Genomic DNA, 16,189 nt, shown 5'->3' with positions numbered 1-16,189 from the left:
CTTATTACCATGAATGATTTTAAGTTAGATGAAGGGCGAAAAATAAAACCGGGCTTTACAACTCCCGACGGGTACTTTGATAATTTTACAGAAAAGCTTATGCAGCAGTTGCCTGAGCGTAAAGTTAAAACAGTGCCCTTATATAAACGTAAACCCGTATGGTTCTCGGCAGCAGCCGGATTTATTGTTATGGCTACCGTTGGAGTATTTTACACCAACAGCCAAAACCCAACAACACCAACACAGCCGGATGATGCTGCTATAGAAAACTATTTGGTGTATCAGGCCAATGTAAATTCTTATGACCTGATGCAGCACCTTGACCAGAACGACATTGATGAACTTGAAAAAAGTATTACCATAAGTGATGATGCCATTGAAGAATACCTTGCAACCGAAGATGTTTACTCTTTATACTAAAACCATGAAAATAAAAGTATTAATTACAGCTTTACTATTTTTTACTTTAAGTGGGTTTAGCCAGACCCATGACGAAAAAAGAGCCCAAATTAAAGCCCTTAAAGTAACTTATCTTACTACCGAACTTAAGCTTACTACTGAAGAAGCAGACAAGTTTTGGCCCGTTTATAATGCCTATGAAGAAAAACAATACAACATAAGGCATAATAAAATTAAGCCACTGTTGAGGCAAATTGGCAATGGGGCTCTTGAAAAAATGAGTGAAAAAGAAGCTCAGGTCTATCTTGATAAATTTCAGGATGCCGATGAAGAACTATTTTACCTTCGTAAAAAACTTATAAATGACCTTAAACCCATTATAGGCTCTGTAAAGCTTATAAAGCTTAAAAAGGTAGAAGACGATTTTAATAAAAAACTCCTTGAAAAATATAAGGACAAGGACAAAGAGAAAAAAGATTAAAAAGAGTTTAAAATGTGGGGAGTTTGTCTTTTAGATAATCTCCCCACATTTTTTATACTTACATATTCTGAGTATAGTAATTATAATCTGCCAGTACGGTATCTACAAAAGCCAAAGGCCCCTGACTTACCGATTTTATTCCTGTAACTGTTTCTATTTTATCCTGTAACTTTTGTATCATATTAAAATCGGCCGATTTGTATGCTGCGTCATAGGTTTCTTTAATAATACGCACATCATTATCTGTAAGCTTTATTACTAACGGATATACCGGCACATAACTGTTGCTGATATCTTTAAGTATAGTATGATCTATACTTATATCATTTTTTAATGATATAACAGCCGTACCTGCGGTTATATCGCCCAGACGTTGCGTTTTTTTAGTTACCATCAGACTGATCAACCCAACAATACCAAAAATACCTGTTACTTCTACGATCCTAAACAGCCACCTGATAAGATAGTCACCAAAGCCTGCCTGATAGCCGTCTATTTTAATAACTTTAATTTTCATAAGTTTCTTGCCAACCGTTTGGCCCTCCAGCAGGCTTTCCTGTACTAAAGCATAAAATAATGCAGGCAGTGCTATTATGCTGTGTATACCTATTTCAGTCCACCTGTCAAGGTTATCAAGCAATTTTGCAGCATCTAAAAGTTTTCCTATTATAAGATAAATAACAATGTAATAGGCAAAAATTATAAGTATATCTAAAAGATATGCCAATATACGACTACCTACAGACGCTGTGTTAAAATTTATAGTAACATTTTGGGTAGTGTTTATAGATAGTTGCGACATATTTTATATTTTAGCTTTTATATGAGGGAAGTTGCATTTATTAAACAAAATAAAGAAAAATGGCTCGATTTTGAGTTAGCCATTTTTGGTAAAGTTAAAAAAAATCCTGATGAGCTGGCAAGCCTGTATGTACATTTAGTAAACGACCTTTCCTTTGCACAAACTTATTATCCCAAAAGCAAATCGGTTGTATATCTAAATCATCTTGCTGCACTCACTTATCAAAAAATATACAAAACAAAACGCGAGGAAACCAACCGCATAGTATCATTCTTTAAGACCGAAGTACCGGTAATAGTATATAACAACAAACGTTATGTACTGTATGCTTTTGTACTGTTCATAATTTTTACTGCTGTAGGTGCACTTTCTGCCAGTAAAGACGAAAATTTTGTACGCCTTATATTGGGAGACCATTATGTAAACATGACCCTCGAAAATATTGAAAAAGGAAATCCTGTAGCCGTCTACAAAAGCGGCGGCCCAATAGGCAGCTTTATAGGCATAACGCTCAACAATTTAATCGTAGGTGCAAAAGAGTTTGTATTTGGGCTTTCCGGCGGTGTGCTAACAGTGTTTGTACTTATGCAAAATGCTATAATGCTTGGTTCGTTCCAGTACTTTTTTTATGAACAGGGTGTTTTTTGGGCAAGTGTTCGCGGCATTTGGATACATGGCAGCATGGAAATTTTTGCCATGGTAATAGAGGCTGCCGCCGGGCTTATTTTTGGAGCAGGATTATTGTTCCCTAAAACATTTTCCAGGGTAGAGTCTTTAAAGTCTGGCTTTAAGAATGGCCTGAAAATATGGGTAAGTACCCTGCCGTTTACTTTTGCTGCGGGGGTACTTGAGGGGTTTGTAACACGCTACTCTCCCGATATGCCAAGAGCACTTAATATTGCAATTATACTGGTAACACTTTCTTTAATTAGCTGGTATTATCTTATATATCCGTTTAGAGTAAATAAAAAGATCCGTCAGCAACATGTTCCAACTTTATAAAAAACGAAATTTTAATGCCCTCATAAACGATACTTTTATGTTTATAAAGGCACATGGCAAAAATTATTTTGGTAATTACCTAACCATTAACGGAGGGCCATTGCTGCTGCTGCTAATATTGATATTTATTATTGGACGGTATTTTTTTGGCGGCATTTTAAGCGGATTGGGGTCACCGCAGTCGCAAATTATAATTGCTAATTATTTTGAAAATAATACCGGTTATTTTATAGGTGTAGGAGTTGTTTTTGCCCTAATAGCATTATTGCTTTCTATACTAAACATAAGCTATCCTATTATTTACCTTGATATTTTATCTCAAGGCAAGCAGCCTACAGCTTCTGCTATTTTTAAGGGGATAAAAGCACGCATTGGCAGGTTTATAGTGTTTGTATTGGCTTCTTTAATAACTTTTTTACCCATCGCTGCATTACTTGGAGGTGTAAGCATCTTGCTAATAATTATCATCATAGGCATCCCTGTGGCATTTATTCTTTGGGCGGCATTCTCCTGCTGGGGATTTCTTTCGTTATTTGATAACTTAACTACTAACCGTAATTTTTTCACGGCTTTAGGAAATGGCTACCACATGCTGTTTAAAAATTTTTGGGCACACATGGGTACTACCGCTATATTTCTGCTAATATCTTTTGCATTGCAAATGGCTACAAGCTTGATAAGTTCGTTAATAAATGCTCTTGTGTTTTTTGTTACCGGAGAAAATTCTGCAGAAGATGCTACCATATTCCTCATCATAATGTTTTTACTGTCTACCATAGTTAGTTACTTTTTTAGCAGTATCAATATGCTGGCACATGGAATGATATATTATAGCTGTAAAGAAGATGAGGAGAAAAAAACAATGCACAGCGAAATTGACTTAATTGGAACCGACAGTGAATAAATTTTTGCTATACATAACCGTATTAATATTATCGGCACAGTGCTTTGCACAGCCTGTTGCCGACACTCTTAATACAGAACAAAAAGCTGCAAAAATGGTAGCATCGCCGGTAATTCCTGCCTCTCCCGAGTACAGCAATCGCAACTTTAAGCCGGGATTTAAAGATAAATATACTGACGATGAGTTTATATATCAAACCAAATCTATGCCTAAAACCTGGTGGGACCGTTTCTTAGAATGGTTAGGTAACCTGTTTAAAAGCAACTCTAAAGCTGATAATGAAATAGACTGGTTGGCAATAACTATAAGGATACTTTGCTTTATAGTTATTGGTTTTGTAGTATATCTTGTTTCACGCGCTATACTTGACAAGGAAGGCATGTGGATATTTGGACGTTCACGAAAAAAAATAGCTATACAGAGTGTTGAAGCAGAAAACATTCATGAGATGGATTTTAAACAGCTTATATCTGAAACAAAAATAAATGCTAACTACAGACTGGCTTTACGCTACTATTATCTGTGGTTATTAAAAAAACTTTCTGCCCGCGAAATTATAGACTGGCACTGGGATAAAACAAACAGCGACTACCTCTATGAAATTAAAGATGCTGCATTAAAGAAAGATTTTGAATACCTTTCATATGTATATGACCATAGCTGGTATGGCGATTTCCCGATAGATGAAAAGGCTTTTAATAAGGCTGAAAAATCGTTTATAAAAACATTTAATACTTTATAAAATGAACAGGAAACTAACACTTTATATTGTATTATTAGCCGTTGTGGCAGGTCTTCTGGTATTTATAGACAATTCTAGACCAAAGCCCGTAGACTGGTCACCTACCTATGCTGTAAAAGATAAAATTCCGTTAGGACTTTATATTTTTAATAAAGAGATACCGGATCTTTTTTTAGGCGATACAATCGAAAAATTCAGGGTAACACCTTATGAATATTTTATAAATACATATGATGAAGAGGCCGATATTTACAGTGCTTCGGGTAGTTTTATAGCGATTGGGGAAAATAATGAGATCGATGATGAATCGGTAACCGAACTGTTGTATTTTGCTGCTAAAGGAAATACGCTTTTTTTAAGCCAAAAAACTATTCCACAAACCATACTGGATACACTAAATTTAAAAACAAACTTTAATTTTATTGGGCAGGACAGTATAAAACTTACCACTGAAAAATATAATAATAAAGAATATTGGTTTAAAGAAGGGAGTACTCCATGGTATTTTGACAGTATTGTACCGGACAGTGTTGCAAAAGGACAGATAAAAATACTGGGGCATCAGGAACTTAAAGGCGAAAAGCAAACTAATTTTATAGAAGCACGCTTTGGCAATGGTCGTATAGTGCTACACACCCAGCCCTCGGCATTTAGCAATTTTCATTTGCTAAAGAAGGATCATTACCAATATACACAGGCACTTGTCTCGCAAATACCAAAAGGTACAATATATTGGCAAAATACTTCGGTAGCAGATGAAATATCATCATCTCCACTAAGATACATACTTAGCCAGCCAGCCCTAAAATGGGCATTTTGGCTGGGTCTTATGGGGCTGCTTATATTTATAATATTCAATGCTAAAAGAAAGCAGCGCGTTGTTCCCGTCATAGAACCGTTACGCAACACCACAGTAGATTTTGCCCGTACTATTGGCAATCTATACTATCAGGAGGGCAATCATCACACTATAATCGAAAAAAAGATAATTTATTTTTTAGAACACATACGCACCGAATATCTTATAGATACTTATACCCTTGATGATGCTTTTGCTGAGAAACTGCATTTAAAAACTGGCAGGCCTTTAGAAGACATACAAGAGGCATTGAGTTTAATTAGAAAGCACCGCCATAATTTTACAAGTACAGAAGCCGATTTGGCTGCCATCAATAACGCCATAGAAAAATTAAAGTCATGACAGAATTTAACGACAATACGTTTCCGGAAAAAGCACCGGAAAATTTAAACGTAGAGAACAACGATACCAATAATACAACTGCCCCTATCGAAGCAGAAAGAGAAGATATAAATTTTGGATCAAGACTTGATCTTGATGCTTTAAAACAAAGTATAGAATCTGTAAAAGAACAAATTAATACTGTAATTGTAGGTCAGCATAAAATGATCGACCAGCTTTTGGTTGCAATACTTTCTAACGGCCATGTATTGTTAGAGGGCGTTCCCGGTGTTGCAAAAACAGTATCGGCAAAATTGCTTAGCAAAACATTGTCTTTAGATTTTAGCCGCATACAGTTTACCCCGGATCTTATGCCGTCTGACATATTGGGTACATCTGTTTTTGACCTTTCAAAATCGGAATTCAATTTTAAAAAAGGACCTATATTTTCAAACTTTGTTTTAATAGATGAAATAAACCGTGCCCCGGCCAAAACGCAGGCTGCATTGTTTGAAGTTATGGAAGAGCGCCAGATAACCGTAGAAGGAACCACACACGCCATGCAAGCCCCCTTCTTGGTAATAGCAACCCAAAATCCTATTGAACAGGAGGGCACTTACAGATTGCCTGAAGCGCAATTGGATCGTTTTTTATTTAAAATTACCATCGACTATCCGAAGCTTGACGAAGAAATATCGATACTGCAACGTGAAAATGCATTGCAAAACCGCGATAAACTGGACAGTATCGTACAGGTACTGTCGCAGGCCGATATTTTAAAATATCAGTCGCTTGTCAAACAAATAAAAGTTGATGACCAACTAATAGAATACATTGCTAAAATTGTTATTAGTACGCGGGATAATGCCTTCCTGTATCTTGGTGCATCGCCAAGGGCATCTATAGCCATACTTAATGCAGCAAAAGGCTATGCCGCATTAAGAGGGCGTGATTTTGTGACACCAGATGATATTAAAGACAGTGCGGTACCTGTATTACAGCACCGTGTGGTAGTATCGCCTGAGCGCGAAATGGAGGGGCTTACCGGCGCACAGATAATAAAGCAGATTATAGACACCGTAGAAATTCCGCGTTAATGAAGTGGATAAAGAACATATACTTTAATAATCTTACCTGGTACATTTTTTCAGGAATACTGGTGTGTTTTGTACTGGCTTATGTTGTACCTGCGCTTTATAGTGCCGTATGGCTGCTGCTCTATGTATTTTTAGGCTTTGTGGTTATCGATTTTTTATTGTTGTTTGCAAGCAATCAGCGCTTTGCCACTTTCAGGGAAACGGTAGAAAAATTCAGTAATGGAGATAACAATGGTGTAACCATCCGGATAGAAAGCGGCTATGGCTTTGCCACACATCTTAAGGTCATAGACGAAATACCTTTTCAGTTCCAAATGCGAAACTTTGAAGTAAAACGAGCCCTTGAAGCCGGTGGGCACGATGCTTTTGAATATACTTTACGCCCATTAGAACGCGGCGAATACTATTTTGGAAGACTCAATGTGTATGTATCTTCTCCCCTGCGTTTAATATCAAGAAGATTTATATTTGGCGAAGGTCAAATGGTACCCACCTACCCGTCTTACCAACAACTGCGCAAATATGATATGATGGCGTTTTCTAACCGCCTGTTTGAATACGGCATAAAAAAAATAAGGCGCATTGGTCATACAATGGAGTTTGAGCAAATCAAAGAATATGTAAGCGGAGATGACATACGCACTATAAACTGGAAGGCTACAAGTAAGCGCAACCAGCTTATGGTAAACCAGTTTCAGGACGAGCGCAGCCAAAACGTGTATATGGTTATAGATAAAGGTCGTGTAATGAAAATGCCTTTTAATGGCCTTAGCCTTTTAGATTATGCCATAAATGCTACACTGGTACTTAGTAATGTGATATTAAAAAAACAGGATAAATCGGGCATGTTTACCTTTAGTAAAAAGGTTGAGAACCGTGTAGCTGCCGAAAAGCGCAGCGGGCAGATGCAAAAAATACTGGAAACGCTGTATAACATTAAAACTGACTTTTTTGAAAGTGACTTTGGCCGACTATATGCCGACATTAAAAAAAACATTACACAGCGCAGCCTGATACTTTTATATACTAACTTTGAAACGCTGGATGGGCTCAAACGGCAACTACCCTATCTTAAAGGGATTGCAAAAAACCATCTGCTTGTAGTGGTATTTTTTGAGAACGTTGAACTTGAACAACTGATACATGCTAAGGCTGGTAATATTCAGGAAATTTACGATCAGGTAATTGCCGAAAAGTTTGCCTTCGAAAAGAGGCTTATCGTTAATGAACTACGCAAATATGGTATTTATTCGGTGCTTACTAAACCGGAAAATCTAACTATAGACAGTATTAATAAATATCTTGAAATAAAGGCACGCGGAATACTGTAAATGAAATTATTAACCACAGCAGATATAGACAGGCTAAATATAGGGCTAATGCTACTATCGGCTGTTGCTGCATTTATTTTTCCGTTTGAGTTGTTTCTATTTGTCTATGCTTTTTTAGGACCTCTCCATTACCTTACCGAAATTAACTGGCTGCATAAAAAGCACTATTTTACAACTCATAAGTATGATTATGCGGTTATAGTTTTCTTTGTTTTACTTATCAGTCTGCTTTACCTTACCCACTCTACTTACAGGAGCTATGTTTCACTGCTAACATTTATAATATTCGGAGTATGTTTTGCGATGGCATTTTTTAAGGAGGGAAAACAAAAAATAATATTTGCTTTCTGTTGCGGGTTGGTGGGCATAGGGCTTTATTATTTTTTCCATAAAAATTTCAGGATAGTTTTTGCCACACTGTTGCCAACCATAGTACACGTGTTTATATTTACAGGGTTGTTTATTTTACTGGGTGCCTTAAAATCTAAAAGCTGGGTAGGCATTGCATCGGTTGTAGTTTTTACACTGTGTGCCATAGCCACATTGTTTATACCAACGGGTATATTTATTGAGCCTGTTTCACAGTATATTCACGATAGTCATAGCAGTTTTAAAAGCCTGAACCGAACACTTATAGGTTTCTTGGACATTTTGCACACAAATGAGATAAGGAACGACCTGCAAATCCCAACATATATCACAGAGCGGGAAATACCAATATACCTGTCATCAACAGGCATAAGCATTATGCGTTTTGTAGCTTTTGCCTATACCTACCATTACCTGAACTGGTTTTCTAAAACATCGGTAATACAATGGCATAATACTAAGAAAGTAAATCTGTTCCTGATCCTTACAATTTGGATAGGCTCAATATTTTTATATGTTTATGACTACCGCACCGGTCTTCGCTGGCTGTATGTGCTAAGCCTGGGGCATGTATTGCTGGAGTTTCCGTTAAACCACAGGAGTATTATTGATATTAAAAATCAATTTACTAAAAAAGTATCTGTATGATAAAATTAAAATATACTGTAAGCATTATTGCATTGTTATTGTTTGTAACATCCTGTAAAAAAGAAACGGAAACCGCAACAGAAGTTCCTCCTGCACCGGAAGAAGCAATTCATACCGCCGAGCCTGAAACATCTGCCAATACGAAAAGTTTTATCACTGCGTTTATCGCAAAGAAGAAAGAAATACAAACTAATCTTGCCAACCTAAGCAGAGATGAAGCTAATGCGTTATATGAAAAATATAAAAAAGACAATGACAGCAGTATTGCCATTATTAGTGGCTATGAAAAAAATATACTTGAGAATTATTATGATTATTTTAGGAATGAGAGCGGCAATGTTGCAAATCCGCCCGATTCTATCACTCAAAAAATAAAATTGCTTGAAAGCGCCGGTTTGGAATATTGGGAAATAGGCGAAGGAATTGTAGAGATTCGCACAATACCCAACTTTTATAATACTCTTTTTAAGGACCATGTAAGTCCTGATTATAAAGATTATATTGCGCTTTTGGCTAAAGACGATGAAGACCTGTATGCCGCTGATGCGGGTATCGCTATATCATTTGCTGATGTTGGTAAGAGGGCTATTAACTGGGAGAAATTTATTGCAAAGCATCCTTACAGTAAATTAACGTTGCAGGCAATAGAGTTTTATAAAATGTATCAGGATGGATTTTTATTAGGTATGGACAACACACCTACACGGGAAGACAATAGTAATATTATTTATCCTGAAAATTTGAAGGAATTTAAAACCTTTATTGAATTGCATCCAAAGAGCCCTACAAGCACATTAATTAAAATTATGATTGAGGCTCAAAGTACTGATGATAAAATTTACAGTATTATACAAAAAGAACAGGAAAAACTCATAAATAAACTTATTGCCGACACTAAACCTGATTATTATTAATTTTACAAGCATAATTAACTTTTTAAAACTGGACTGTTGAAACAAATTACCAGCACTCAAAACCCATACATAAAACAGCTTGTACAATTGCAGGAAAAAGCAAAAGCACGCAGGCAAACGGGTACTTTTTTAATAGAGGGACAACGGGAACTCCAACTTGCCCGTAAAGGAGGCTATGAAATAGATACCGTTTTGTTTGTGCCCGATATGCTTAATGAGGCACAACTCTCGCCGCTTGCGGGCAGGGAAGCCGAATTGATAGAAATTAACCGCGAGGTATATCAAAAACTGGCGTATCGCGATACTACCGAAGGCGTAATTGCCATTGCAAAGACCAAAAGCCTTAGCCTTGACGATTTAGAACTTGGCAACAACCCTTTAGTACTTATAGCCGAAGCTACTGAAAAACCCGGCAACCTTGGCGCGTTATTGCGCACTGCTGATGCAGCAAAACTGGATGCGGTAATTATTGCTAACCCAAAAACTGATCTATACAATCCAAACATTGTGCGCTCAAGCGTTGGTTGTTTGTTTACTAACCAAATAGCTACAGGAACGACCGAAGAGGTTATAGCCTATCTGAAATCCAAAAACATAAATATTTATTGTGCCACATTGCAGGATCATGCCTTCTATAATGAACAAGATTACACTGCTCCCTCGGCTTTGGTTGTAGGCACAGAGGCTACGGGGTTAACCCAATTATGGCGCGATGGTTCAACACAAAATATTATTATACCCATGCAGGGCGAAATAGACTCAATGAATGTATCTGTGGCTGCCGCTATACTTATTTTTGAAGCTAAAAGACAAAGAGGATTTAAATTATAAACCAAAATACAAATACCAACACCACACCATGCAAACCATTACCATTTCTAAAGAATTTAAGCGCAGTACAACAAAAGCCATACTCTCTATTGCCTTTTTTGTGTTGGTCTATCTATTGCTAATTATTGCAGCCATAGCATTAACTATTGTTTGCGGTTATGCCGGCATAATGCTTATTGCCGTGAAGCCCATGATTCTTACCATAATGGTTGGTATTGGTTTGATAGGAATGGGAGTACTCCTGATTTTCTTTCTCATTAAATTCATTTTTTCAAAAAATGAAACCGATAATTCTCATTTAATAGAAATCACCAGAGAGCAACAGCCTCAGCTTTTTACCTTTATCGATGATATTGTAAAAGAGGTAAATACTGATTTTCCTAAAAAAGTGTACATTTCCTCTCAGGTTAATGCTTCTGTATTTTATGATTCAGGATTTTGGAGCATGTTCTTTCCTGTAAAGAAAAATCTACATATTGGCCTCGGACTAATGAATGCTGTTACTGTAAACGAATTTAAAGGCATTCTCGCTCATGAGTTTGGACATTTTTCTCAACGCAGCATGAAAGTTGGCAGCTATGTGTATAATGTTAACTATGTATTACATAATATGCTGCATGACAATACAGGATATAGTAATATCATTAGCCGTTGGGCAAGCATAAGCGGATATTTTTCAATCTTTGTAGCCGGGGGTATAAAACTGATAGGAGGAATACAATGGGTATTGGGCAATGTTTATAAAGTAGTTAATATAAATTATATGGCACTCTCACGTGAAATGGAATTTCATGCTGACGAAGTAGCTGCTAATGTTGCGGGACCAGAGGCTCTTGCAACATCTTTAGTAAGGTTAGACCTGGCAAACCATGCACTAAATACCGTACTCGATTTTTATGCCGGTAAAATTGAACACAATATAAAACCTGATGATATTTTTGCGCAACATCATTTTGTGATGTCGCATTCAGGACATGAATATGGACTTCATTTTGAACATGGCCTCCCACAGGTAACTTTGGCTACAAAGAATAGATTCAATAAATCTAAACTTGCTTTTGATGACCAATGGGCTTCTCACCCAAGTGACAACGACAGGATAAAAAGACTTGAATTATTAAACATAAAGGTTGAGAATACTGACAATCGTCCTGCGTTAGACCTTTTTGTAAATGTTGAAAAAATAAGAACAGAAGTTACAGGGAATTTATTTTCGGGCATAGAATATACTGCTGCCACAACGGTACATGCTGCTCATGATTTTAATACAGAGTTTGAATTGGCAAGAGCAAAAAACCTGCTTCCGAAAAAATATAATAATTTTTATGACGACCTGCCCTTAGCTCCCGTAAATCTTGACAAACTTTCGTTAACTGATAGAACATTTAGTGAAAAAGAATTGTTCAGCCAAAACTCAGTAAACCTTGTATATGAAATAAAGGGTATAGAATATGATTTGAGTGTAATTCGTCGTATTGAATCAGGTGAAGTAACATTAACTTCTTTTGATTATGAGGGAATAAGATATAACAGGCACAGCACTTATCAGCTTATTCCTTCTTTACAGGCTATATTGCTGGATAAAAAATTGGAACTGGATGAACATTCTCGCAAAATATATGCCTACTATTTAAATAGTAGCCAAGCTAAGGGTTTAATTAATGAATACAAGGAAAAATACCGCATGTATCAGCACAATCATAAAAACCTTGAAAATAACATTGCGCTTTTAACCGAGATGTACAACCTTACCGAGTTTACAAATCAGTCAACGCCCTATGAGGTTATAGAAGCAAACATAGAAAAGGTTTACAACAAAGAGAAGGAATTAAAAGAAGCTATAAAAAGCCTGACAGAAGATGCAACTTTTATATCTTTAAATGATACTAAAGCTAATGAAGCCTTTAAAGTATATTTAGAACTTGACAAACCTTATTTCTCTAATCCTGTTTATAATGATCCTGCATTAAGAATACTTTTCAGTGCCCTTCATTATTACAACGTGACAATACATAATATTGATTTTAAATTTAAAAAAGATTTCCTCGATTTTCAGGCAACCTTAAACAATAACTAATATGATAAAAATAGTTTATATCTTCCTTTTAACTGCATCCTTATCATTATATGCACAGGATAATGAAACTATATCCTGGGATGAAGCAAGTATATCCAATAAACTTCCCCTAACCATTAGTAAACAGGAGTTTGACAGGATATACAAAAAGGCCGATAGTATTGTTACACCTAACTATGTTGATATTTGTGGCACAGATGCCGACAGCAATTTTCAATATGTATATTATAAAGGAGTTCAATATGAAATGGATAATAAAATATTGAATTTCAGAAAAATAGTCTTAGCCAAAAATCCTAAAAATAACATGTTTTTTGTGCATAAAGGTTTGAAATTTAATGGAACTACAAAGATTACTGAGATGCAGCAACTTTTTCCTCGGTCATTTGAAAACACAGAAGATAGTGAAGATAAAATCTATAAAATAGTAAAGTTGAAGCCTGCCGAAATTGGTGAGGATTATGAATGGTTGTTTTTCTTTAAAAACGGATTGCTTGCAGCCATAGAGTGTAAATTTCCCTGCTAAAAATGCAGCCCAGGACATATCATAACCCTGTAAACGGAGAATATACCTCCATACTCAAAAGTTCTTTTGAAACCAATGGAGATTATACTCATTTTGAAGTAAGCCTGACACCGGGCGGTGGCAATCCGGTGCATTATCACACTGGTTTTACCGAAGAATTTACTGCTGTTAAAGGGCTATTAGGACTTCAATTAGGCAAAAAAATAATTTATTTGAAGCCCGGTGAAACAGCTTTAGTACCTGTTTACAGTCGCCATCGTTTTTTTAATGACACTAACGATACCATCATTTTTCGGGTAAGACTTGTTAAAGGGCAGCCCGGTTTCGAGAACTTTTTAAAAGCTATTTTCGGATTAGTAAATGATCGTAAAACCATAACCGGCAATCAAATACCTAAAAATATCTATCATTTGGCAATAGTCTACAAATGGGGCGATACGCATTTAACTAATCCTCTAATAAAATTGTGCGCTCCAATACTAAATTTGTTGTACAAACGTGCAGTAAACCTTGGTATAGAACAACAACTGCTTCAAAGATATTGTTCTTCTGAGTGCATAGATCCCGATCATCCGGGCATTAAATAATGTAATCGTCGCTATTGCATCCTAATTAAATAATCCTTAATTTTAAAGCAGATGCCGACGATATGATTGAAATAGATATAGAACAGGAAAACAAGGCCATTGCCAAAGAATATAAGGAATTACTGCGCATTAGTTATCAAACCCTAAGCGAGGATGATAAAAAACTGATTCGCAAAGCATTTGATGTGGCCGTTGATGCCCATAAAGACCAAAGACGCAAAAGTGGAGAGGCTTATATTTTTCATCCCATTGCAGTGGCTAAGATCGTAGCTTCTGAAATTGGACTTGGTGCAACATCTATAGCCACTGCCCTATTGCATGATGTAGTTGAGGATACAGATATTACTGTAGAAGACATCCGAAGACTGTTTAATCCAAAAATAGCACAACTTGTAGAGGGGCTTACAAAAATCGCGCAGGTAAAGACCGATCAGGAAATATCGATGCAGGCAGAGAATTTCCGCAAGATGCTGCTCACACTTAATGATGACGTTCGTGTTATACTCATAAAGCTTGCGGACAGGCTGCACAATATGCAGACCATGGAAAGCATGGCGGAATATAAGCAGGCAAAAATAGCATCGGAAACATTGTATATATATGCCCCACTGGCACACAGGCTAGGCTTGTATAACATTAAAAACCAGCTTGAAGACCTTGGTCTAAAATATACTGAACCTGCTGTGTATAATGATATTCTTAGTAAAATGAAGGAAACTAAGGAAGAGCAGGATGCTTATATTAAAGCCATATCTGATGTACTGAAAACATCGTTAGACAGCGAGGGTATTGAATATACTATTAAGGGCAGGCCAAAATCTATTTACTCTATTCGCCGTAAAATGCTGGCCCAAGGCGTTAGCTTTGATGAAGTGTATGATAAGTTTGCTTTACGTATTATCTATAAATCTACCAACCAGCACGACGAAAAATTCCTTGCATGGAAGATATATTCTATCGTTACAGATCATTACCGTCCCAGCCCAAGCAGGTTGAGGGACTGGATATCTTCACCCAAGTCTACAGGATATGAAGCACTGCATATTACGGTTATGGGGCCTAAAGGTCGTTGGGTAGAGATACAGGTGCGCAGCGAACGTATGGATGAAGTTGCTGAAAAAGGTTATGCTGCCCACTATAAATATAAGCAGGGTGCCAACAGCGAAGAGCACGGTCTTGAAACATGGCTTAACCTGCTTAAAGAAGCTCTTGAAAACTCTACAGCAAATGCAGTAGATTTTGTAGAAGATTTTAAGCTAAATCTTTATGCTAAAGAGATTTACGTGTTTACACCTAAAGGAGAAATTAAATCACTACCTAAAGGTGCTACATCATTAGATTTTGCTTTTAGCATACACTCAGAAGTTGGTATCCGTACCCGTGGCACCCGTGTTAATGGCAAGCTTGTGCCTTTAAACCATGTGCTTAACAGTGGCGATCAGGTAGAAGTAATTACATCCGCCAATCAGAAACCAAACTCTCATTGGTTGGATTACGTAACAACATCGCGTGCCAAAAATAAAATTAAGAATGTCCTGAACGAGGATATTAAAAAAATTGCTGAAGACGGTAAAGAGCTCTTAACCCGTAAACTTCGTCATCTCAAGATCACTCTTAATGAAACAACAGTTAACGAACTGGTTAGCTATCTTAAATTAAAAACCAGCCTCGACCTGTTCTATCGTGTGGGTGTGGGCACTATAGACAATCAGCAGCTTAAAGATTATGCCGCCCTGAAGAGCAATACCTTTATGAACTTTTTTAAAGGTAAAATTAAGCGTACCCCTAATCTGCCACAGGAGCAGATACAAAAAGAAGAAATTAGCCGTAATTATGACCTGCTTGTTTTTGGAAAAAATGAAGATAAGCTGGACTATAAACTTTCTAACTGTTGTAACCCTATTCCGGGAGATGATGTATTTGGATTTGTAACTATAAACGAAGGGATTAAAGTACATAAACGCGATTGCCCAAATGCTATAAGACTGCAAAGTAATTATGCCTACCGTATTATGCCGGCCAAATGGATAGACTCTTCTCAGGAAGAATTTAAGGCAACCCTTAAAATTACAGGTATGGATTCTCTTGGGCTTACAAATGAACTGACTAAGGTTATTAGCAACAACATGCATGTTAATATACAAAGCATATCGCTTAGCGGAGATGCAGGAATTTTTAATGGACAGTTAACAGTTATTGTACAAAATAACAATCTGCTTAAAAAGCTTATAGAAGCCATTAAAAAAATTGACGGTATAGATAAAGTAACAAGAATATATAACAATTAATTTGTTCTTTT

At 36.6% G+C, this 16,189-nt stretch carries 16 protein-coding genes; 15 read left to right on the top strand and 1 reads right to left on the bottom strand.

What is annotated here, in order from left to right:
* Positions 1-9: 9 nt before the first annotated feature.
* Both GR160_RS04295 and GR160_RS04290 read left to right on the top strand, forming a co-directional pair.
* Entirely contained in the window at positions 10-420 is a 411-nt protein-coding gene (locus tag GR160_RS04295) for a hypothetical protein (protein ID WP_160748588.1), read from the top strand.
* Between the two features lie 4 nt (positions 421-424).
* The gene (locus GR160_RS04290) at positions 425-880 is read left to right on the top strand and encodes a sensor of ECF-type sigma factor (RefSeq protein ID WP_160748587.1); all 456 of its coding nucleotides are present in this window, start codon (positions 425-427) and stop codon (positions 878-880) included.
* 58 nt (positions 881-938) lie between these two features.
* Here the strand turns inward: GR160_RS04290 and GR160_RS04285 are convergent, their stop codons facing one another.
* Positions 939-1,682, bottom strand: coding sequence for an RDD family protein (locus tag GR160_RS04285; protein ID WP_160748586.1), 744 nt, complete (start codon positions 1,680-1,682; stop codon positions 939-941).
* A 21-nt stretch (positions 1,683-1,703) separates the two neighbouring features.
* Between GR160_RS04285 and GR160_RS04280 the strand changes: the two genes are divergently transcribed.
* From GR160_RS04280 to GR160_RS04220, 13 genes are all read left to right on the top strand, one after another.
* The gene (locus tag GR160_RS04280) at positions 1,704-2,684 is read left to right on the top strand and encodes a stage II sporulation protein M (RefSeq protein WP_160748585.1); all 981 of its coding nucleotides are present in this window, start codon (positions 1,704-1,706) and stop codon (positions 2,682-2,684) included.
* A 37-nt stretch (positions 2,685-2,721) separates the two neighbouring features.
* Positions 2,722-3,588 (top strand): hypothetical protein, encoded by an 867-nt coding sequence (locus GR160_RS04275; protein WP_160748584.1) that lies wholly within the window; start codon positions 2,722-2,724, stop codon positions 3,586-3,588.
* A complete protein-coding gene (locus GR160_RS04270; protein ID WP_160748583.1) occupies positions 3,581-4,330 on the top strand; it encodes a DUF4129 domain-containing protein in 750 nt (249 codons plus the stop codon). The genes GR160_RS04275 and GR160_RS04270 overlap by 8 nt, the downstream gene beginning before the upstream one ends.
* Position 4,331: 1 nt before the next feature.
* Positions 4,332-5,531, top strand: a complete 1,200-nt coding sequence (locus tag GR160_RS04265; protein WP_160748582.1) for a DUF4350 domain-containing protein — start codon at positions 4,332-4,334, stop codon at positions 5,529-5,531.
* Positions 5,528-6,607, top strand: coding sequence for a MoxR family ATPase (locus tag GR160_RS04260; protein WP_160748581.1), 1,080 nt, complete (start codon positions 5,528-5,530; stop codon positions 6,605-6,607). The genes GR160_RS04265 and GR160_RS04260 overlap by 4 nt, the downstream gene beginning before the upstream one ends.
* Positions 6,607-7,938 carry a DUF58 domain-containing protein gene (locus GR160_RS04255; RefSeq protein WP_202390708.1) on the top strand — a complete coding sequence of 444 codons (1,332 nt, stop codon included), beginning with the start codon at positions 6,607-6,609 and terminating at the stop codon, positions 7,936-7,938. Before GR160_RS04260 ends, GR160_RS04255 begins: the two co-directional genes overlap by 1 nt.
* Positions 7,939-8,955: a hypothetical protein gene (locus GR160_RS04250; RefSeq protein ID WP_160748580.1), complete on the top strand. Its 1,017-nt coding sequence runs from the start codon at positions 7,939-7,941 to the stop codon at positions 8,953-8,955.
* Positions 8,952-9,869, top strand: a complete 918-nt coding sequence (locus tag GR160_RS04245) for a hypothetical protein (protein WP_160748579.1) — start codon at positions 8,952-8,954, stop codon at positions 9,867-9,869. Before GR160_RS04250 ends, GR160_RS04245 begins: the two co-directional genes overlap by 4 nt.
* Positions 9,870-9,905: 36 nt before the next feature.
* Positions 9,906-10,700 carry an RNA methyltransferase gene (locus tag GR160_RS04240; protein WP_160748578.1) on the top strand — a complete coding sequence of 265 codons (795 nt, stop codon included), beginning with the start codon at positions 9,906-9,908 and terminating at the stop codon, positions 10,698-10,700.
* Between the two features lie 28 nt (positions 10,701-10,728).
* On the top strand, positions 10,729-12,777 hold the full coding sequence (locus GR160_RS04235; protein WP_160748577.1) for a M48 family metalloprotease: 2,049 nt from the start codon (positions 10,729-10,731) through the stop codon (positions 12,775-12,777).
* Between the two features lies 1 nt (position 12,778).
* Positions 12,779-13,303 (top strand): hypothetical protein, encoded by a 525-nt coding sequence (locus tag GR160_RS04230; RefSeq protein ID WP_160748576.1) that lies wholly within the window; start codon positions 12,779-12,781, stop codon positions 13,301-13,303.
* 2 nt (positions 13,304-13,305) lie between these two features.
* On the top strand, positions 13,306-13,890 hold the full coding sequence (locus GR160_RS04225) for a cupin domain-containing protein (RefSeq protein ID WP_160748575.1): 585 nt from the start codon (positions 13,306-13,308) through the stop codon (positions 13,888-13,890).
* A 62-nt stretch (positions 13,891-13,952) separates the two neighbouring features.
* The gene (locus GR160_RS04220) at positions 13,953-16,178 is read left to right on the top strand and encodes a bifunctional (p)ppGpp synthetase/guanosine-3',5'-bis(diphosphate) 3'-pyrophosphohydrolase (RefSeq protein ID WP_160748574.1); all 2,226 of its coding nucleotides are present in this window, start codon (positions 13,953-13,955) and stop codon (positions 16,176-16,178) included.
* The last annotated feature ends 11 nt before the right edge of the window (positions 16,179-16,189 follow it).

It is taken from the genome of Flavobacterium sp. Sd200 (assembly GCF_009826935.1).
Lineage (GTDB): Bacteria > Bacteroidota > Bacteroidia > Flavobacteriales > Flavobacteriaceae > Flavobacterium.
This window is presented reverse-complemented; position numbering and strand designations above follow the sequence as displayed.

Bases quoted from the DNA above. Each gene is read 5' to 3' on its own strand.
- GR160_RS04295 (WP_160748588.1), top strand. From the start codon at position 10: ATGAATGATTTTAAGTTAGATGAAGGGCGAAAAATAAAACCGGGCTTT.
- GR160_RS04290 (WP_160748587.1), top strand. From the start codon at position 425: ATGAAAATAAAAGTATTAATTACAGCTTTACTATTTTTTACTTTAAGT.
- GR160_RS04285 (WP_160748586.1), bottom strand. From the start codon at position 1,682: ATGTCGCAACTATCTATAAACACTACCCAAAATGTTACTATAAATTTT.
- GR160_RS04280 (WP_160748585.1), top strand. From the start codon at position 1,704: ATGAGGGAAGTTGCATTTATTAAACAAAATAAAGAAAAATGGCTCGAT.
- GR160_RS04275 (WP_160748584.1), top strand. From the start codon at position 2,722: ATGTTTATAAAGGCACATGGCAAAAATTATTTTGGTAATTACCTAACC.
- GR160_RS04265 (WP_160748582.1), top strand. From the start codon at position 4,332: ATGAACAGGAAACTAACACTTTATATTGTATTATTAGCCGTTGTGGCA.
- GR160_RS04260 (WP_160748581.1), top strand. From the start codon at position 5,528: ATGACAGAATTTAACGACAATACGTTTCCGGAAAAAGCACCGGAAAAT.
- GR160_RS04255 (WP_202390708.1), top strand. From the start codon at position 6,607: ATGAAGTGGATAAAGAACATATACTTTAATAATCTTACCTGGTACATT.
- GR160_RS04250 (WP_160748580.1), top strand. From the start codon at position 7,939: ATGAAATTATTAACCACAGCAGATATAGACAGGCTAAATATAGGGCTA.
- GR160_RS04245 (WP_160748579.1), top strand. From the start codon at position 8,952: ATGATAAAATTAAAATATACTGTAAGCATTATTGCATTGTTATTGTTT.
- GR160_RS04235 (WP_160748577.1), top strand. From the start codon at position 10,729: ATGCAAACCATTACCATTTCTAAAGAATTTAAGCGCAGTACAACAAAA.
- GR160_RS04230 (WP_160748576.1), top strand. From the start codon at position 12,779: ATGATAAAAATAGTTTATATCTTCCTTTTAACTGCATCCTTATCATTA.
- GR160_RS04225 (WP_160748575.1), top strand. From the start codon at position 13,306: ATGCAGCCCAGGACATATCATAACCCTGTAAACGGAGAATATACCTCC.
- GR160_RS04220 (WP_160748574.1), top strand. From the start codon at position 13,953: ATGATTGAAATAGATATAGAACAGGAAAACAAGGCCATTGCCAAAGAA.